This is a genomic window from Lacrimispora brassicae, assembly GCF_054772055.1.
Genome location: NZ_BRYH01000001.1, coordinates 106272 through 126100 on the forward strand (window position 1 = coordinate 106272; position 19829 = coordinate 126100).

Annotated in this window: 19 protein-coding genes; 1 reads left to right on the plus strand and 18 read right to left on the minus strand. The window is 47.7% G+C overall.

Annotation, left to right across the window (positions count from 1 at the left end; genetic code table 11):
* Positions 1-99: 99 nt before the first annotated feature.
* The 14 genes from ACYVD3_RS00460 to ACYVD3_RS00525 form a co-directional block, all read right to left on the minus strand.
* Positions 100-366 (minus strand): HPr family phosphocarrier protein, encoded by a 267-nt coding sequence (locus ACYVD3_RS00460; RefSeq protein ID WP_013273141.1) that lies wholly within the window; start codon positions 364-366, stop codon positions 100-102.
* Positions 367-488: 122 nt separating this feature from the next.
* The gene (locus ACYVD3_RS00465) at positions 489-1124 is read right to left on the minus strand and encodes an epoxyqueuosine reductase QueH (protein ID WP_460640540.1); all 636 of its coding nucleotides are present in this window, start codon (positions 1122-1124) and stop codon (positions 489-491) included.
* A gap of 165 nt (positions 1125-1289) precedes the next feature.
* Positions 1290-2432 carry an RNA polymerase sigma factor RpoD gene (gene rpoD / locus ACYVD3_RS00470; RefSeq protein ID WP_460640541.1) on the minus strand — a complete coding sequence of 381 codons (1143 nt, stop codon included), beginning with the start codon at positions 2430-2432 and terminating at the stop codon, positions 1290-1292.
* Positions 2433-2536: 104 nt separating this feature from the next.
* Entirely contained in the window at positions 2537-3490 is a 954-nt protein-coding gene (locus ACYVD3_RS00475; RefSeq protein WP_460640542.1) for a diacylglycerol/lipid kinase family protein, read from the minus strand.
* Positions 3491-3494: 4 nt separating this feature from the next.
* A complete protein-coding gene (mutY, locus tag ACYVD3_RS00480; protein ID WP_460640543.1) occupies positions 3495-4592 on the minus strand; it encodes an A/G-specific adenine glycosylase in 1098 nt (365 codons plus the stop codon).
* Positions 4592-5569: a biotin--[acetyl-CoA-carboxylase] ligase gene (locus ACYVD3_RS00485; RefSeq protein WP_460640601.1), complete on the minus strand. Its 978-nt coding sequence runs from the start codon at positions 5567-5569 to the stop codon at positions 4592-4594. The genes mutY and ACYVD3_RS00485 overlap by 1 nt, the downstream gene beginning before the upstream one ends.
* Before the next feature lie 5 nt (positions 5570-5574).
* Positions 5575-5883, minus strand: coding sequence for a DUF6637 family protein (locus tag ACYVD3_RS00490; protein WP_460640544.1), 309 nt, complete (start codon positions 5881-5883; stop codon positions 5575-5577).
* Between the two features lie 3 nt (positions 5884-5886).
* The gene (argF, locus tag ACYVD3_RS00495; protein WP_460640545.1) at positions 5887-6822 is read right to left on the minus strand and encodes an ornithine carbamoyltransferase; all 936 of its coding nucleotides are present in this window, start codon (positions 6820-6822) and stop codon (positions 5887-5889) included.
* Between the two features lie 76 nt (positions 6823-6898).
* Positions 6899-8071 carry a patatin-like phospholipase family protein gene (locus ACYVD3_RS00500; protein ID WP_460640546.1) on the minus strand — a complete coding sequence of 391 codons (1173 nt, stop codon included), beginning with the start codon at positions 8069-8071 and terminating at the stop codon, positions 6899-6901.
* An 87-nt stretch (positions 8072-8158) separates the two neighbouring features.
* Positions 8159-9097 carry an SPFH domain-containing protein gene (locus tag ACYVD3_RS00505; protein WP_460640547.1) on the minus strand — a complete coding sequence of 313 codons (939 nt, stop codon included), beginning with the start codon at positions 9095-9097 and terminating at the stop codon, positions 8159-8161.
* A gap of 1 nt (position 9098) precedes the next feature.
* Positions 9099-9539 (minus strand): NfeD family protein, encoded by a 441-nt coding sequence (locus ACYVD3_RS00510; RefSeq protein ID WP_460640548.1) that lies wholly within the window; start codon positions 9537-9539, stop codon positions 9099-9101.
* A gap of 130 nt (positions 9540-9669) precedes the next feature.
* Complete coding sequence (locus ACYVD3_RS00515; protein ID WP_460640549.1) at positions 9670-10449, minus strand: TrmH family RNA methyltransferase; 780 nt, start codon at positions 10447-10449, stop codon at positions 9670-9672.
* A 13-nt stretch (positions 10450-10462) separates the two neighbouring features.
* Complete coding sequence (locus tag ACYVD3_RS00520) at positions 10463-12373, minus strand: NAD(+) synthase (RefSeq protein WP_460640550.1); 1911 nt, start codon at positions 12371-12373, stop codon at positions 10463-10465.
* A 16-nt stretch (positions 12374-12389) separates the two neighbouring features.
* A complete protein-coding gene (locus tag ACYVD3_RS00525; RefSeq protein WP_460640551.1) occupies positions 12390-13748 on the minus strand; it encodes an MATE family efflux transporter in 1359 nt (452 codons plus the stop codon).
* A gap of 167 nt (positions 13749-13915) precedes the next feature.
* Here ACYVD3_RS00525 and ACYVD3_RS00530 point away from each other — a divergent pair, with 167 nt between their 5' ends.
* Positions 13916-14356 (plus strand): RrF2 family transcriptional regulator, encoded by a 441-nt coding sequence (locus tag ACYVD3_RS00530; RefSeq protein ID WP_460640552.1) that lies wholly within the window; start codon positions 13916-13918, stop codon positions 14354-14356.
* Positions 14357-14616: 260 nt separating this feature from the next.
* On the opposite strand, the gene ACYVD3_RS00535 is transcribed toward ACYVD3_RS00530, so the two are convergent.
* The 4 genes from ACYVD3_RS00535 to ACYVD3_RS00550 form a co-directional block, all read right to left on the minus strand.
* A complete protein-coding gene (locus tag ACYVD3_RS00535; RefSeq protein ID WP_460640553.1) occupies positions 14617-16983 on the minus strand; it encodes a ribonucleoside triphosphate reductase in 2367 nt (788 codons plus the stop codon).
* Positions 16984-17212: 229 nt separating this feature from the next.
* Positions 17213-18484, minus strand: a complete 1272-nt coding sequence (gene hflX / locus ACYVD3_RS00540; RefSeq protein WP_460640554.1) for a GTPase HflX — start codon at positions 18482-18484, stop codon at positions 17213-17215.
* Between the two features lie 13 nt (positions 18485-18497).
* Positions 18498-19277, minus strand: a complete 780-nt coding sequence (locus ACYVD3_RS00545; protein ID WP_460640555.1) for a tetratricopeptide repeat protein — start codon at positions 19275-19277, stop codon at positions 18498-18500.
* 113 nt (positions 19278-19390) lie between these two features.
* Positions 19391-19828: a dUTP diphosphatase gene (locus ACYVD3_RS00550; RefSeq protein ID WP_460640556.1), complete on the minus strand. Its 438-nt coding sequence runs from the start codon at positions 19826-19828 to the stop codon at positions 19391-19393.
* Position 19829 lies beyond the last annotated feature (1 nt).

A 19829-nucleotide genomic window follows, 5' to 3' on the forward strand; every position in this document is an offset into this window, starting at 1 on the left:
CCAGGACCGCTAATTTCCCCTTTTTTCTCCATAGAAAAAGCCCTGGGAATCACCTTCCCAGGGCTTATACAATATTCTCTTATAAAAAGAAAAACGGTATTACATCTCGCCAAGACCGCTTTCAATGGCTTCTGTCATGGTCTTCATTGCAGCGGCCTCATCTTCGCCGTCACAGATCAATTTGATCTCTGTTCCGCACTTAATTCCGGCTGCCATAACGTTTAACACGCTTTTAGCTACGATTCTTTTCTCTCCATATTCGATGATTACATCGGATTTGAATTTCATAGCTGTTTGAGACAGAACCCCTGCTGGTCTTAAATGAAGTCCGGATGGATTTACTACGGTCAATGTTTTTGATAACATAAATTTTTCTCCTTTATCCTCAATTTTTTTTATACTCCTTGCAGTTAATTCTATTACAATATCCAATTTGTGTCAAGACAAACCATAGGTCTTTTGCATATTTTCCAAAGGAACGATCCTGCCTAGGAGATCTTTGAAAGGGTCTGCCTTTCCTTCTGGGAATAGACACAGCCGCAGTAATCCTGCCTGTAAAGGCCGTACTCTCCTGAAAGCTCCACAGACCGTTTGTATCCGTTTTTTTTCTTGAAATCAGAGGGCAGGTAGGAGACACGGTACTCCTTGGCAAGCTTCTCACCGATCTCATTGAGTTTCCCTGCATTCTTTAAAGGGCTTATGGACAGAGTGGTGGTAAAGTAATCAAAGCGCCCCGCCTGGGCCACCTTTGCCGCCTCCTGGAGACGCAGCTCATAGCATTTAAAGCACCGTTCTCCGCCTTCCGGCTCCTGTTCAAGGCCTCTTACCAACCGGTAAAATTCCTCCGGCTCATAAGGTCCTGTTTCCATGGTAACGGGATGGACGAAATTCATGGCGGCAATGAGCCTTTCCTGCTCTTTTACCCGCCTTTTGTATTCCTCGGTCGGATATATATTGGGATTATAGAAATACACGGTTATTTCAAAATAGCGGGATAAATATTCCAGTACATAGCTGCTGCACGGTGCACAGCAACTGTGTAAAAGCAGCCTGGGGACTTTTTCTTGTTCTTCCAATGCTGCAATGACCTGATCCAATTCCTTCTGATAATTTCTCTGATTCATGGTAGCTCCTTCCCTGCTGATTTCAAAACTAAAAAAACACGCTTTGCGGGTTTATCTTAGTTGCCGCGGCATTCGCCGGATGAATATACAAGCATATTCATTCGGATCATTGCTCGCGCAAATCACAAAAAGGCGTCCGCAGTAGCCTGCCACGCCTCCTGTTTCTTACAGAAAATCCCTGATCCGTTTGCTGCGAACAGGATTTCTAAGCTTTCTAAGTGCCTTTGCTTCTATCTGCCTGATCCGCTCCCGGGTAACATTAAATTCTTTCCCCACTTCTTCCAGAGTACGGGGATGTCCATCCTCCAACCCGAACCTGAGTACGATCACCTGGCGCTCCCTCTCCTTTAGATCTCCAAGCAGGGCATCGATATGCTCTCTCAGCATAACGGATTCCACATTGCCTTCCGGAGTCACCACGTTATTATCGGCTACGAAATCTCCCAGATTGGAATCATCCTCCTCACCGATGGGCGTTTCAAGGGATGCAGGTTCCCTGGCGATCTGCATGATCTCCATGACCTTGTCCTCAGTCATATCAAGAGCTTCCGCCAGTTCCATCACAGACGGCTCGTATCCAAGCTCAAGGGTCAGTTTTCTCTGCATCTTGGACATTTTATTAATCGTTTCCACCATATGCACAGGCACACGGATGGTTCTGGCCTGATCTGCAAGAGCTCTGGTTACAGACTGCCGTATCCACCAAGTAGCATATGTACTTAATTTATAACCCTTGGTATAATCAAATTTTTCCACACCTTTAATAAGGCCCAGATTCCCTTCCTGAACCAAATCAAGGAAACTCATTCCCCGGCCTGTATAGCGCTTTGCAATACTGACTACAAGGCGCAGGTTTGCCTCGATCAAACGCTCTTTGGCATCATCATCGCCATCTGCTTTTCTCTTAGCAAGGCGCAACTCTTCCTCTGCATTCAAAAGTGGTACCGTGCCAATTTCCTTTAAGTACATGCGGACAGGATCTTCTGTGCCGATGCCATCCAACAGGTCAATGGCGTCAAGATCAATATCTTCCTCATCTACATCCTTTATAAAGTTGTCATCAAGATCATCATCTAAAAGCAGGTCGTCCGACAGGAGCACATCATCAGTTAAAACGGAATCGTCAATGACCGGAATCACGTCTACTCCGCGATTCTCCAGGTACGTATAAATCTGATCCATCTGCTCGGTTGTCAGTTCTTCCCCCATAAAGAAGTTATTAATCTCCGTTACATCCAAAGCATTGTGCTTCGTTTTTGCAAGTTCGACAAGTTTTCCCAGTTTATCTAAAAAATTATCCTTTTCCACTTAATAACGTCCTTTCGCTAAGAGGTATACATAAAGCCCACACAACTTTTCATTATATACTATCGGAATCCATATTTCAACATATTTCTGCTAAAAAAGCTGTATTATTGCTTTTTCGGCACTTTTCTCATAATTCGGATCCTTTTCTTTAAATTGTTGATATTAACTTCCCTCCTGGTCCCGCCGAATTCTCCATCTAACACCCAGTCTATGGGCTCTTCCGAGAGAATTCTCAAAGACCTTGTCCGAAATTTATGGACGTATTCGTTTGCCTCTTCCTTCAGAAACATGTAGTTAATGATGTTGGTCAGATCCATAGGGGTCTTGGGGGTGCGGATGAGCAGCACTTCAAACTCGCCGTCGTCAAGAGCTACATCCTGGGCCACAAGCCCTTTAAAACCACCCACACTTATAGTGTTGGTTATCATGCCGAAAATAAACTCCCCTTCCAGGGTCATTTCCTCTTTCTTGCCCGCGCTCTCCGGGAATAAAGGCATGCCCCCAGGGTGCTCCTCACACTCGATCCTCATCACGTAGGATTTTATGGAAGCCAGGCTTTTCATGCCTTCCAGCATATACGCCTGATGTCCCAGAACATTCTTCTTATCCTGGGGCGTTAAATAAGATACTTCTGTAAAAGCTCCGAAGGCCGCAATATATACAAAATGCCTGTCCTCGCAGAAACAGCCGATGTCAATGGGGTAAGGTTCGCCAAAAACCGCCGCTTCAGCCGCCTTTATCATGTTTTTGGAAATCTTTAAGCTGGAAGCAAAATCATTGGTGGAACCGGCAGGGATATATCCCAGATCCGGGAAATGATCCAGCTTCATGAGGCCGCTTATGGTTTCATTTAAGGTCCCGTCTCCCCCGCTGCACACCACCAGGTCCGCATCGCCTCCGTATGCGGCGGCAGCCTCCATTGCATCTCCGCACCGCTGGGTCACATGGACCGCCAGTTCATAACCGGCCTTTGTAAAAATATCCAGGATATCCATGAGCTTATTCCTGATCTGAGCTTTCCCCGAACGGGGATTAAATATAAAAAGAATCTTTTTCATTATATCACCTGATTAATTTTGTATACGCCTTAAATGCACCTGGCAGAGAATAAATTTTCTTTAAGTCCTCTACAGTGACCCATAAAAAGTCTCCGGCCGGCCGTTCCTCCAGTTCAATTCGAAATCCTATCATATGCCATTCCACATGGCTGAACACATGCTTTGCGGCAGGAAGAGGCGTTATTACAGCCTCCTTCACTCCAAGCCGGGAAAGCAGCGCCTCCTCTTTTAAATGTCCTTCCACATTGGGGAACTCATAAAGAGAAGCCAAAAGCCCTGTGTCCTCCCGCTTCCGGATTGCGATCCGCCCATCCTGCCACAAGAGCATCACCGTCTTATCCTCAGCCCTTCTGGCCTTTTTAGGAGTCTTCACCGGAATCTCTCCTGTAAGGCCTTTGATCCTTGCAACGCAAATGGAGGCCAGGGGACACTGGCCACACAGGGGAGACCCGTTGGGCACACAGACAATGGCACCGATTTCAATAAGCCCCTGGTTGTAAGAGCTGGCTGCCTCTTTCGGCATCACAGCCCTTAATTCATCCTCCATACGGCTTTTGACCGACTGCTTTAAAATGTCCTCCCTGCTGCCTGTCACTCTGGAGACCACCCGCAAAACATTGCCGTCCACCGCAGGAACAGGAATTCCAAAGGCTATGGACGCAATCGCCCCTGCAGTATAAGACCCGATCCCCGGAAGTTTTTTAAGCTCCTCGTAGGAAGCCGGAAGCTCTCCAACCTGCTGCTCTACAAGAAGCTCTGCTGTTTTCTTTAGATTTTTCGCCCTGCTGTAATAGCCCAGGCCTTCCCAGAGTTTTAATAGCCGGTCTTCCGGCACTGCCGCCAGATCATGGATTCCAGGCAAGGCTGCCATAAAACGTTCAAAATAGGGCTTTACAGCTTCCACTCTTGTCTGCTGGAGCATGATCTCCGATATCCATACCCGGTAAGGTTCCGGCTGGTCCCTCCAGGGCAAAGCCCTGGCATTCTCACTGTACCAGGACAAAAGAGGGCGCTCCATGGCTTTTAACCGCTCTTTTGTATCCAGTTCCTTTTCCCGGGGTTCTAAAATCTGTAACTTATCATAAAGCGAATGGTTCTTCATCACACATATCCATAGATTCCCCGGACAGATACCTCTCCGGAAATCACATGCCTTACCTCTCCCGGTTCCACTTCCACAAGAAGCTCCCCTTTTTCGTTGATTCCCAAAGCCTTACCAATATATTCACCTGACCTGTCCAGGACTCTTACTTCCTTTCCCCCATTGACCATATGCTTATTATAGACACTTATCAGCCCGGATAAATCACCCTGGCTGATAAATACTTCATAATATTGTTCAAAAGCCTCCATAACAGCGGCAACCAGCCGGCTTCTTTCCACCTTTTCCCCTGTTTCCAGAAACAGGGAGGTGGCCGTCTGCCTTACCTCTTCAGGAAATTCTTCCATATTGACGTTGATCCCGATCCCCACTACCACGTAATGGATCCCTTCCAGCTCAGCGCTCATTTCCGTCAAAATACCGCACAGCTTTTTCCCGTTTGCAACAATGTCGTTGGGCCACTTAATACCAGCAGCAAGGCCTGTCACATTCTTTATTCCGTCATAAACCGCCAGGGCCGCCACCAGCGTTATCATGGAAGCCGAGGAAGGAAGGATGTCCGGCCTTAAGATCAGGCTCATAAATATATTCTTCCCGGAAGGAGATACCCACATACGGCCTCTTCTGCCCCTGCCTGCCTTCTGGCAGTCCGATACAACAAGCGTTCCCCAGGAAGCTCCTTCCTCTGCCAGACGCTTGGCCCTTATATTGGTGGAATCAATGGTCTCGTGGTATTCCACCTCCTGGCCGAACGTTCCTTTGATGCAGCTTTCTATCTCTGTTTTCGTCATTATATCACAAGAACCGATGAAATGGTACCCTTTATTTCGAACCGCCTCAATTTGGTATCCTTCTTCTTCCAACTGACGGATAATCTTCCAGACCGCAGTCCTGGAAACCCCGAAACGGTTGCACAGCTCCTGCCCGGATAAATAGCCGTCGTTTTCCTTAAGCAGCTTAAGAATCTCTGTTTTCAATGACATCACCCCCACCAGATACTTACCGCACTGATCACGGTAAGGGCGGTGAGAAGGATCCCGAACATGAGGACCGCCATGCCCGCTGCCTTCTTCTTTTTTTCCCGGCCGCTGAGCCTGATTTTATAAATTCCGTTGATCAGGTTGAGCACGCCTGCCAGGAAAAATATTGCCGGAAGCAAAAGCATATGGTCTTCCGGGTTTAAAAATGATATGACTGCCAGCACTACGATCAGGATTCCAACCACAATATGGAGGATATCCACCATCATGGAAGCGTTTCTCAAACTTCTTCCTCGTTCCTGTATATACATGTTCTACTCTCCTAAGGTTGCCACCATTACCGCCTTAATGGTATGCATTCTGTTTTCTGCTTCATCAAATACCAAAGACGCAACCGATTCAAAAACCTCCTCTGTCACTTCATTCCCTTTGACAGCCGGCAGGCAGTGCATAAATATGGTAGTGTCTTTACCGGTTTTTTCCATCAGCTCTTTATTTACCTGGTAAGGCTTTAAAAGGGCGATTCGCTGGGCTGCCTTGTCTTCTTCGCCCATGGAGCACCACACATCAGTATAAATGGTGTCCGCATCTTTCACTGCACCCGTATCCTCTGTGAGAGTGATGGTGCTTCCGCTTTCCTTTGCATAGCCCTGGCACAAGTCCACCAGCTCCTCCTTGGGCCACAGGCTCTTAGGAGCCAGGATGGTAAAATGAACGCCCATCTTGCTCATGCCGATCATCAGGCTGTTGGCCATGTTATTGCGGCCATCCCCTGCGTATACAAAATGCAAGCCCTTCAAATATCCGAAATGTTCCTTCATGGTAAGAAGGTCTGCCAGGATCTGTGTGGGGTGGTAATCATCGGTCAGTCCGTTCCACACCGGAACGCCTGCATATTTTGCCAGGTCTTCCACTGTCTTATGCTTAAAACCACGGAATTCAATCCCGTCAAACACCCTTCCCAAAACTCTGGCCGTATCTTCCACGCTTTCCTTGTGTCCCAACTGGATGTCATCTTTTCCTAAATACTCCGGGTGCGCCCCTTCATCCACCGCAGCCACCACAAAGGAACATCTGGTGCGGGTGGATGGCTTTTCGAAAATAAGGGCAATATTCTTTCCCTTCAGGGAGTTTCCAGTAATCCCCTGTTTCTTCTTAGTTTTTAAGTCTGCTGCTAAATCCAGCAGGTATCCGATCTCTTCCGGTGAATAATCCTTTAATGTGATAAAATTTCTTCCTTTTAAGTTCATATTGCTTCCTCCGCTTTTCTTATTGTATTTTTATACAATATTATAGTATATTGCGTATAGTTATGCAATACTTTTTTTATTTTTTATCGCCTTGCTGTAAGAGCTTGACCTTTTCAAGAGCCTGAAGCTTCTTTCTGATCTCTCTCAACAGCTCATCCACCGTATATATTTGAAAGCGTCTGACCTTTAAACGCTTTGCCAGATCCTCCAAAAGCCCCAGGTACATATCCTTATAATCCCAGTCTTCTTTCAGCTTAAACTCTTCAGCCAGCTTAGGGAATAATTTTTCCGTAAAGGCCCGGTACCCTGTAAGTGCCGCCATTCCCTCTTCATTAAGAGCATCCTGCATATATATTTTAAAAAATTCCAGTTCCGACATCATCTTATCAAAATAATAAGGCTCCGTATTGGGTGCATCAATATAATAAATACGCCCGAAAAGGCCATATAAGAACCTTTTTGCATCAAAATATCCCAAAGTCATGTTTTTTCTGGTCTTTTTTTTATCAAATTCCAGAATTCCCCCAAGATCCTGCCTGGGAGCGATGTGGTATACCCGGATTCCCTCCGGGATCTCTGTGACCCGCTCTTTATCAAGACCAAGACCGTAGATACGGATCACAATAATATCTTCATATCCATGATCAAGAAGCACGTTAATGGGAACATTGTTGACCCCTCCGCCATCCATATACCGTTTTCCGCCCAGCTTCTCATTTTTAAAGGCCAAAAAATAGGCGCTGGCCAACAGCATATCCTTGATCGCCCCAGCTTCACCCCTCCTGATATCCACAGCCAGCTCTTTCCGGTCTGAAACCGAATAGGTTACAGCATAAAGCTCCCTGTCTGAATTTATGATTTTTTCCTCATCTCCCACCACTTCCTCAATGAGATTTTTTAACGGAGTGATGTCAAACCCGCCATCCTTTAGAATCTGGAATCCGCTGCTTATCAGCTCCTGAAGATTTAAGGACTTGAAATCCCTTTCCTTTAGCGCCTTTATGGTCTCATCGTTTACCGCCATGACCTGGGAGTATTCCATGTTCTTCCATATTTCCTCTGCCCGTTCTAAATCATCCATACAAATCAGAGCGCCGTTTAAGGAGCCAACAGAAACGCCTGCAACTCCCTTGATCTTTACTCCTGCTTCCCGCAGGGCCTTCCACGCACCGATCTGATAAGCCCCCTTGGCTCCTCCGCCTTCCAACACGAGTCCATACTCCCTGCTCAAATCCAGTTTCAGTTCCATAAGCCCTCCTTAAAAAACTCCTTATATGCCAAAAACGCAGCAAGAAGGCATCTGCCCCCTGCTGCGGTATGTTTATGCTTAAGGAAGTTATTCCCCGGGATTCTTAGCGATCTCCGTAATGGAAGAAACCAGCCCTGCCATGTTCTGAATATCCGAAGGGATGATGATTTTGGTGGCCTTGCCGTCAGCAACTGCTTTAAAGGCCTCCAGGCTCTTAATGACTAAAACCGAATGATCTGCGCCGGCTTCCTTAATCATACGGATTCCCTCTGCATTGGCCTGCTGAATCTTTAAGGTGGCTTCCGCCTGGCCTTCCGCCTCACGGATCCGTTTTTCCTTTTCTGCTTCTGCGTGAAGGATTGCAGCCTGCTTTTCAGCTTCCGCATCAAGAATGGCAGATTCCTTCTTTCCTTCCGCCACAAGAACGGTGGATGTCTTCTCTCCTTCTGCCCTTAAGATGGCTTCACGGCGTTCACGCTCTGCCTTCATCTGCTTCTCCATGGCATCCTGGATGGCTGCCGGAGGCATGATATTCTTAAGCTCCACACGGTTTACCTTGATTCCCCACGGGTCAGTGGCAATATCAAGGGTTTCTCTCATCTTTGCGTTGATGGTCTCTCTTGAGGTCAAGGTCTGATCCAGCTCCAGATCACCAATGATGTTACGAAGAGTCGTAGCCGTCAGATTCTCAATGGCCATAATGGGATTCTCAACACCGTAAGCATAAAGCTTAGGGTCTGTGATCTGAAAAAATATGACCGTGTCGATTCTCATGGTAACGTTATCCTTGGTGATAACCGGCTGAGGCGGGAAGTCCGCTACCTGCTCCTTTAGATTGACTCTTTTAGCCACCCTGTCAAGGAGAGGCATCTTAATATGAACCCCTACAGACCATGTCTCCAGGAAAGCGCCCAGACGCTCTACAACCAGGGCCTGTGCCTGGGGAACGATCCTGATACAGGATGACAATAATGCCAGAATAACAATTAATATAATAATAACCGTAGTAAATCCAACTACTCCCATACTATAATTCCTCCTGATTCTCACTCACAATTAATTTAACGCCTCTGATTTCTTTTACTTCCACCATAGCGCCTACCTGATATATCTTATCCTCATCCAGGGCCCTGGCCGTCCATTCCTGGCCGTTAAGGATTGCAGCACCCTTTCCCTCCACGTTGTTGATCGTGGCTGTAACTCTGGCGCTTTTTCCGATCAGGCTTTCCATATTGGTCTTTACTGTGTTACGGTTTACATACTTTAAAGCAAAAGGCCTGGTAAAGAATAAAAGTACAAAGGATACAATTACAAATAACGACAACTGCACCTGGATATTGATTCCAAACAGCGCCAGCACAAATGCAACCAGCGCTCCTCCCGCAAACCAAATGGTCGTCAGAGCCATGGTCCCCGCCTCAATTCCCAGAAGCACTACAAATGCAATAAGCCAATAGACTGCTGCCATCTCATCATTCCCCTTCCCTGCCATTGTGGGCAAAGCTGCCCGGCAAATCTAGCTGTTGATACCATCATACTATATATTCCAGTATTTCTCAACATTTCCTCCTGTAAAAAGCCTTACAATTTTCTGACGATTATCCCCGCCGCTGCCTGGCCGTCTCAAACATCAGCACAGAAGCAGCAACTGCAGCGTTTAAGGATTCTACCTTTCCTTTCATGGGGATCTTTACATAGGCATCCGCCAGGGCTGCCGTTTCGTCTGTCAGGCCGTTTGCTTCGTTTCCCACTAAAAACCCTGTATCAACAGTATAATCCTCTTTTTCATAATTATTCCTGCCGTTTAAATGTGCCGCATACAGTCTGACCCCGCCGGCTTTTAAGGCCTTTAAAGCTGGGCTTAAGTCTTCCGTATATACAAACGGAACGCGGAAAATGGAACCCATGGTGGAGCGGATCACTTTGGGGTTGTAAATATCTGCCGTGGTATCGCTCATGAGCACGCCGGTGACCCCCGCTCCTTCTCCTGCCCTAAGAATTGTTCCAAGATTTCCCGGATCCTGGATATTTTCCAGGACCATCAAAAAGGCCGGGCCGGGAGCAGCCAGCAGATCCTCCGTCTTATAATCCTGCTGCCTGACAAGGGCTAAAATCCCCTGAGGGGTCTGGGTATCTGACATGACCTTAAACACCTCCTGGGAAACCACCTCATATTTCACTTCCGACAAAAGCCTTTTATGAGCCTCATCCTTTAAAAAGCCTTCCGATACAAAAACGCTGTCCAGCCTGTCCACTGGAATTTCTTTAAACATGCGAAGACCTTCCGCCACAAAGAGGCCGCTTAATTTTCTGGCTTTGGCCTTCTTTGTTAAGTTCATCACCTGTTTCACTCTTGCATTGGCGCTGCTGGTTATCATAATGTACCTCTCTTTATAAGTTTTCCAGTTCATCCAGCCACAGGCGGCTTACGGCATCACTGGGCATTCGCAAGTCCCCTCTGGGAGATACTGCGATTGAACCTACCTTGGGTCCGTCAGGCATACAGGAGCGCTTAAACTGCTGGCTGAAAAATCTGCGGTAAAATACCTTTAACCATTTTAAAATAACGTCCTTCCCGTATTTCCCGGAAAAAGCGTAAACCGCCATGCGGCAGACCTTCTCCGGCCGGAAGCCGAACCTTAAAATCTGATACAGGAAGAAATCATGAAGCTCATAAGGGCCTACCAGGTCCTCTGTTTTCTGGGTGATTTCCCCATCCTTGGGGGGAAGAAGCTCCGGACTTACCGGCGTGTCCAGAACATCAAGGAGCACGCCGCTTAAGGCATTTTCCCCGCAGGTATCTGCATAGTAGCGGACCAGATGGCGGACCAGGGTCTTTGGTACCGAAGCGTTGACTCCGTACATGGACATATGGTCCCCGTTATAGGTGGCCCAGCCAAGAGCCAGCTCAGACATGTCCCCTGTTCCAATGACCATTCCGTTTAACCGGTTGGCCATATCCATCAGGATCTGGGTCCTCTCCCTTGCCTGGGAGTTTTCATAGGTTATATCATGAACATCTTCCCTCTGCCCGATATCCCGGAAATGAAGGCTTACGGCCTCCCTGATGTTTATCTCAGTAAGCTCCGCTCCAAGGGTCCTGGTCAGGGTGCAGGCATTCTGATACGTCCGGTCTGTGGTCCCGAAGCAGGGCATGGTCACTGCATGAATCTGTTCCCTTGGAATCTCCAGCATGTCAAAGGCGCGGACCATCACAAGAAGAGCCAGGGTGGAATCAAGGCCTCCGGAAATTCCCACGACCCCATGTTTACAGCCGGTGTGGGCCAGCCTCTTTTTTAATCCCATGGCCTGTATGGAGAGGATCTCCTCACACCTGCGGTTCCTCTCCGCCTCATTGTCCGGGACAAAGGGCCTGGGATCAATAAATCTCTTTAACTCCAGTTCTTCCTTCTTCATTTGGAAGGGAACCACCAGATAATTGCTACGGTCTGCTGCAGGAAATGTGGTCATCCGGCGCCTTTCATGAACCAGCCGCTCCAGATCCATGTCCCCGTATACGGTTTCATTTCCAAAACGTTTGGATTCCCCGAGAAGGGTGCCGTTTTCCGTGATCAGGTTCTGGCCTCCGAACACCAGATCCTGGGTGGATTCCCCCTCTCCGGCATTGGCATAGATGTAGCCGCATACCAGGCTGGCGGAATGCCCCGTAATGAGGCTTCTCCGGTAAATATCCTTTCCCGTGGTCTCATCGCTGGCAGAGCAGTTTGCAATCACCGTGGCTCCTGCAATGGCATGGCGTATGGATGGGGGATTGGGAACCCATGCATCCTCGCACACCTCCGCCGCCACAACAAGCTGGGGAATATCCTCACATGCAAAAAGAATATTGGCGCCCATGGGAACTTGAGTCTCCTCCCATTTTACCATCACCGGAATTTCGTTCCCCGGCTGGAAATAGCGCAGCTCATAAAACTCCGAATAATTGGGCAGACATGTCTTTGGCACGATCCCAAGAATTTTTCCGTTTTGAATGACAACTGCCGTATTATAAAGCTTTCCACTCTCCTCCCATGGCATCCCGATAAAGCAGAGGAGATCATGGCCCTTTGTTTCCTTTAAAATCTCTTTAAGCTCCTTTTTCGCCCTTCTAAGCAGCGCATCCTGGCCAAATAAATCGCCGCAGGTATAGGCGGTTAAGCAAAGCTCCGGAAACACCATAAGCTTTGCATGATTTTTGATTCCTTCTTTTATCTGTTCACAGATCCGCTCTCTGTTAAACTCCGGGTCTGCCACCTTTACATCAGGGGTTGCCGCGGCAACCCGGATATATCCATGGTTCATCTCTTTTATCTCCTATCTATTCATTGGTGCCCTTTGGTATCCACCTGGCCTTTAAGGTGTAAATGCAGTCCATGAGCATGGTTGTAATCCATGTTATAGGATAACACCACATGACTGCTCCAAAACTGGGTAAAAATGGTACCAGCAGATTAATGTAGATCATGCGCAAAATACACATGTTTCCCACACCGATCAGCATGGAAACCATGGTCCGCCCGCTGCCCCGGATACTGCCCATTAAAATCTGATGAATGGCTAAAGTCCAGTAAAACGGAAGCAATATAAGCATGGTGGAATACCCATAGGCAATGACTTCTGCATCCGGCGAAAAGATCTTAAGGATATGCTTTGCATTCAGATACAAAATTACGGAGATGACCGCCGTATAAGCCATGCTTATGACAATCCCCTGATATACCCCCTGTTTTACCCGTTTTGGTTTCTTTGCCCCAATATTCTGCCCGGTAAAGGTAGTTGCCGCCATGCAGAAACTTTGAAGGGGAAGCATGGCGAATCCATCGACTTTACTGTAAGCGCCGAATCCAGCCATAGCGGCAGAACCAAAGCTGTTGACGTTTGCCTGAACAATGACATTAGACAGGGAAATAATGGACTGCTGGATCCCGCTTGGAATACCAAGCTTTAAAATGCGCACCATCATCCGTTTGTCTATCCGGATCTTTTCCGGAATCAGCCGGTAAATATCGTCTGTTTTAATTAACGCCCGGACAATCAGCACAGAAGATACCGCCTGGGCAATGACCGTTGCATATCCCACGCCTTCCGTTCCCATTCCAAAGACCACCACAAAAACCAGATCCAGGACAATATTCACCACAGAAGACACGCAAAGATAATAAAGAGGCCTTTTGGCATCTCCTACGGCCCTTAGGATTCCTGCTCCCATGTTGTATACGAGATTAAATAAAGAGCCGCAGAAAAATATCCTTAAATATGCCACAGAGCTGGGCATAACCCCTTCCGGAGTTCCCATCCAGCTTAAAATCAAAGGCGACATGAACACCCCCACGACAATGAGGATCCCCCCTCCGGCCAGGCTTAATGCCATGCTTGTGTGAACCGCCCAGTGGAGTTTCTCCTCATCCCTTGCCCCGTAATACTGGGATATGATAACTCCCGCCCCTGTGCCGATCCCCATAAACATGCCGATGATCAGATTGATCAGGGAATTGCTTGAGCCTACGGCAGCCAGTGCATCGCTTCCGATAAAATTACCCACCACCACGGAATCCACCGTATTATAAAGCTGCTGAAATAAGTTTCCCGCCAGAAGAGGCAGGGAAAAAGCCAGGAGCTGTTTCCAGATCACACCTTCAGTCATAATGACCTGGTTTGTACTTTGTTTCTTCTTCACAAATATTCTCCCTTCTTTTCCCAATTCCCCAATGAGTATTAGTATACATCCATTTTCATAAATTGGGAAGCCGGATAATTTAAGGTTTACTTTTCCAGAGGTTTCGTGTACAATATTTTTATATCCTACTAAACAGATAAGAATAATTAGGAAGGAGAGTCTTAACCATGAAATTTTCTACCAAGGGACGTTACGCTCTTCGCATGATGCTTGAATTTGCACTTCATCCCGGTGAATGCACAAAGATCAATCAGGTGGCGGAGCGCCAGGATATATCGGACAAGTACCTGGAGCAGATTGTCACCATCTTAAGCAGAGCCGGTTATGTGAAAAGCAGAAGAGGCGCCCAGGGTGGTTATTATCTTACAAAGGATCCTTCAGAGTATACCGTGGGCATGATACTGCGCCTTGCGGAGGGAAGCCTGGTTCCAGTGACCTGCCTGGAGGAAGAAGTCAACCCCTGCAGCCGCTCCCAGACCTGTGCCACACTCATGGTATGGAGAAAGCTGGATCATGCCATCTCCGATGTGGTGGACAGCATTACTCTGGCAGATCTGGTGGAAGAACAAAAAAGACTGGACGGCCAGGCCAATTATTACGAAATCTAAACAATGGTATGCAAAAGGTTCGTGCTTTCTCCTTAACCTGGGGAACACGAACTTTTTTAAACCGGCGGATTTGCCGACCGGTCAGTGGCCTCATCTTCTGCTCCCCCGATTAATCCCTGCAGACGGAATTCCGGTCAAATATATTACAGAAAGCACTGTCATTTTCCAGAAAAAGATTCCATGCCATTATAGCATAGAATCTTTTTACTGATTACCATATCAATATCTTAATGACAGACCGGCAGAGAAAGGGAACTCCTTCAGCAGACCGGGCTTTCTGCATATTTCCTGATCTCAGAGGCATTGGTGATCTTCCGGACCTGACCGTTCTTTACAACCACCAGGGTAGGCGCCTGCATGATTCCAAACCTTGTTGCAAGCTCCGCATTATCATCCGCATCCACTACCTCATAATCCATATTCTGCAAAAACTGCTTTGCCATCCGGCAATTGGGGCAGGTTTTTGTTGTAAAAAGATAGGCTCCTGCAGGGATCTCCGCCTTTTTCGCCGTCACCTTATCCATGATTTCCTCTGCAGCTCCTTTTTTCAGCACGGAGCGGGCAGGCTCATAGACGGTCCGGTTCTTATATTCCTGGGTCTTTCCCTCATTCCAGTTCTGTACCGGACGGTAATAACCGGTGATCCGGCTGTATACCTCAGCGCTTTTTCCGCAGACCGGGCATACCTTATGCTCTCCGGAAAGATATCCGTGTTCTGAGCAGATGGAATAGGTGGGGGACAAGGTATAATAAGGCAGTTTGAAATTCTCCGCAATGGTGTGCACCAGCTTTGCAGCCGCTTCCCAGTCAGGAAGCTTCTCACCCAGGAATGCGTGGAACACGGTTCCTGAGGTATAAAGGGTCTGGAGCTCATCCTGAATTTCAAGAGCATCGAAGACATCCGCTGTATAATCCACAGGCAGGTGGGAGCTGTTGGTATAATACGGAGTATCTCCCTCCTTGCCGGCCGTGATGATATGGGGATAATGCTTCTTGTCATGCTTTGCCAGACGGTATGTGGTGGATTCTGCCGGGGTCGCCTCCAGATTATAAAGATCTCCGTACTTCTCCTGGTAATCTGACAGCCTTTCCCGCATGTGATTCAACACATCCTTTGTAAACTGTCTGGTTTTTTCACTTGTCAGATCCTTTTCCAGCCATTTGGCATTTAAGCCCACCTCATTCATTCCGATGAGGCCGATGGTGGAAAAATGATTTTCAAAACTGCCCAGATACCGCTTCGTATAAGGATAAAGTCCCTGGTTCAAAAGCTTTGTTATGACTTCCCGCTTGGTCTTTAAGGACCGGGCCGAAATGTCCATCATATGATCCAGACGCTTGTAAAAATCGGCTTCGTTCTTGGCAAGGTACGCGATCCTTGGCATGTTGATGGTCACAACACCCACGGAACCGGTGCTTTCGCCGGATCCAAAGAATCCGCCGGTCTTTCTCCTAAGTTCCCTTAAATCCAGACGCAAACGGCAGCACATGCTTCTTACATCGCTTGGTTCCATATCGCTGTTTATGTAATTTGAAAAGTAAGGAGTTCCGTATTTGGAGGTCATCTCAAACAGAAGCCGGTTATTCTCTGTATTGGACCAGTCAAAATCCTTAGTAATGGAATAAGTAGGAATAGGATACTGGAAGCCACGGCCATTGGCGTCGCCCTCGATCATGGTTTCAATAAAGGCTTTGTTGATCATGTCCATCTCTGCCTTACAGTCCTTATACTTAAAGTCCGCCTCTTTTCCTCCTACAGTGGCATTTAACTCCGCCATATCGGCCGGAACGGTCCAGTCCAGGGTGATGTTGGAGAATGGAGCCTGTGTCCCCCAGCGGCTTGGGGTATTTACCCCATAGATAAAGGATTCAATGCATTTTTTCACTTCCCGGTAGGATAAATGGTCGGCCTTTACAAAGGGAGCCAGATAGGTGTCAAAGGAAGAAAAGGCCTGGGCTCCTGCCCATTCATTCTGCATGATTCCCAGGAAATTGACCATTTGGTTGCAAAGTACGGATAAATGATTTGCAGGGGATGAAGTGATCTTTCCCGGTATCCCCCCAAGTCCCTCAAGAAGAAGCTGCTTTAAAGACCAGCCTGCGCAGTATCCGGTGAGCATGGACAAATCATGAAGGTGGATGTCCGCATTTCTGTGGGCATTTGCGATCTCCTGATCATAAATTTCAGACAGCCAGTAATTGGCCGTAACAGCACCGGAGTTACTTAATATCAACCCTCCCACGGAATAGGTGACCGTGGAATTTTCCTTGACCCGCCAGTCCTCCACCTTTACGTAGCTGTTCACTACAGCCTTGTAATCCAGGATGGTATCCTTCATATTCCGGATTTTTTCTCTCTGCTTTCTATATAAAATATAGGCCTTTGCCACATCCGTATATCCCGCCTGCTCAAGAACGTGCTCCACACTGTCCTGGATCTGTTCAACCGTGACTTCTCCTCCTGACATCTTTCCCTGAAAATCAGCGGTTACCCGAAGAGACAGCAGCTCCAGTATTTCATTATTATACTCTTTCTCAGTGGCCTTAAATGCTTTTTTAATCGCTTCTGTGATTTTATTCAGACTGAATTCAGCACTTTCCCCATTTCTCTTTACTACCTGGATCATAACAACCAAACTCCTTTCCACTTTCCTGCCCAGCTTTCCGGGCAGGCCCACCCCGTTTCAGCGCACCCCGCACTATCGGGTGTATCGGGTGTAGAGGTATGCCCACAGGGCGTTCCTCTGCAAAGCCCTTTATGATTCTGTCTTTACCATATATTTCATTATAGCAGACCAAAAAGAAAAACACAATATGTAGTTTGGTTTTTTATCGCCAATCCACATATTGTGTTTTTTATTCATCAAGAGCATCGGCATTGCTTGCCAGAGAGGCAAACAGCTCCGATGGCACGTAGGCGTTCACCAGAATCCCGTCTTCCTGATACTCTTCCTTTAAAAGCTGGCCGTATTTGCGGATCAACTGAATTTTCCCTGCTTCCTTATAGGAATAGACCCTTTCCAAATACACCTTCTGATTTCTGAGAATGGTTTCCAAAAGATTTATAAGTTCGTCAAGACCTTCTCCGTTTTTTGCAGATATCCTCACCTGATGGTCCGAAGAAACATCTCTCAGGATCACGCCGGCATCTGCCGCATCCATCTTATTGAACACCGTGATCATGAGTTTATCACAAACACCAAGCTCCCTTAAGGTTTCATATACAACATGCATCTGCATATCCATCTGGGGATTGGAGCAATCCACCACATGAAGGATGATATCGCTGTATTTGGCTTCCTCCAAAGTGCTTTTAAAGGCTTCGATCAAATGATGGGGAAGCTTTCTGATAAATCCTACCGTATCCGTCAAAAGGATCTGCTGTCCCCCCGGCAGGCTTAAATTCCTGGTGGTAGGATCCAGGGTGGCAAACAGCTTATCCTCAGCCAGTATCCCTGCATCTGTAAGTCGGTTTAACAGGGTGGATTTCCCGGCGTTGGTGTAGCCTACAATAGCGGCGGTTGGTACATGGTTTTTATCCCGCTGCTGTCTGACCACCTCCCTGTGGCGCTTCACATCCTCTAATTCAGCCTTCAGCATCCCGATCCGGTCATGGATAAGACGGCGGTCCATCTCCAGTTTTTTCTCTCCCGGTCCGCGGGTGCCGATCCCTCCTCCCAGACGGGATAAGGAGCTTCTAAGTCCCACCAATCGGGCCGACCGGTACTTAAGCTGGGCCAGCTCCACCTGTATCTTTCCTTCTCTGGTGATGGCTCTGGAAGCAAAGATATCCAGGATCACCATGGTCCGGTCCATGACCTTTGTATCCAATGCCCCTTCCAGATTCCGCAACTGGGCCGGAGACAGTTCGTCGTCGCAGACGATTCCCGTTGCGTCAAGCTCCCAGATCCAGTCCTTTATTTCCTCAATCTTTCCTTTTCCCAGATAAGTCCCCGGATGGATCCTATCCCGGTTTTGGATCACCTTATCAAGGGTAACGGCCCCTGCCGTTTTCACCAGCTCCTCCAGCTCATCAAGAGACCCTTTTGCGTCATCTTCATCTCCGGTACTGACAGCCACCAGGATCACCCGTTCTTCTATTTCTTTTAACTCAATCAGTTCTGCCATCAATCACTCCAACCTATCTTGTCTTTAAAAATGTGATCTCCCGCTCCGCTTCCTCATCAGGGCCGTGGGCAGAGATATACTGCTGCATCAGATCCAGGGCTGTTTTAAATTCACCTTTATATTCTTCGGCAACAGCCTGGTTAAACAAAAGTTCCGGAACCAGGGAGCTGTCTGGTGCCGAAAGACCCTTCTTAAAATATTCGGCCGCTCCATCCCAGTCCTCTCCTGCTATCCTGCATAAGCCCATCCGGTTGTAAAGCTGGGCGCTTTGCTCCCCTTCCTTAAGAGCCTCTTCATAGAGGTTCATGGCATCGGGAGCCGCCCCTTCTTTTTCCATGGCCTCCCCGGCGGCTAAAAGGGCTTTCAGCCTGCCCGGTGCTTTCTTTTCTGTATCTAGCTGGGCGCTTCGTTTATAATCCTCTATAGAGCCCTTTAAATCCCCGGCTCCTGCCCTGGAAACAGAACGCATATTTAAATATTCCGGCTTCTCCCCATCCACCTTTATGAGTATGTCATAAGTGTCTGAGGCGGAAGAATAATCGCCTGCAAGGTATTCCGCTTCTGCCCGGTACTTTAACACATCAACATCAAATTTCCCCACCAGCCCTTTGGAAGAACTGATGGCCTGGTCAAAGGCTTCCACGGCGCCGTCATAATTGCCCTGGTTAAGGGCTTCGATCCCGGCGGTCCGGTAAGAATATTTATTTTCCTTTTTCCCGCAGCCGCCTGCTCCTATGGCAATTGTCAGGGCCAGTCCAAGGATGACAGCCGCATATCCTGTCTTTGTTCTCATGCTATTATCTCCTTTTTAGGAAGTTCGATTCGCCATCGGCTCATTGAACGGCTAATTTGATAAATTTAAGCTGCACTCCGCCTGCTTTCACAAATTATGCCAAGGTATGAATGTCATTGTTTTCCCGTGCTTCCATGGCCGCCCCTGTCCTCATGTCCCAGAAACTCTGCTTCTTCAAAGCATAAAGCCGGCTGGTGTTCCATAATACGGAACTGGCAGATGCGGTCGTTTCCATGGATCACCGTGTCCCGGAGGGCATAGGCCGGGAAAAACCACTGGTCATTATCCCCGCAATAAGTTTCATCAATGATCCCCATGCTGTTGGTCTGAATCACGCCGTAATTTTTAAATGTACTGCTTCTGGGAACCACATGGGCTTCATACCCGGCCGGCAGCTCCATGGCGATCCCAAGGGGAATCAGCTTAAATTCACCGGCTTTCATCTCCACTTCTTCTGCTGCACGCAGATCGATCCAGTCTGATTTACCGTCAATGTAGCGTAAACGTTCGATTTTATCCGTAAAATATTTAATTCTTATGGCTTTTGTCACC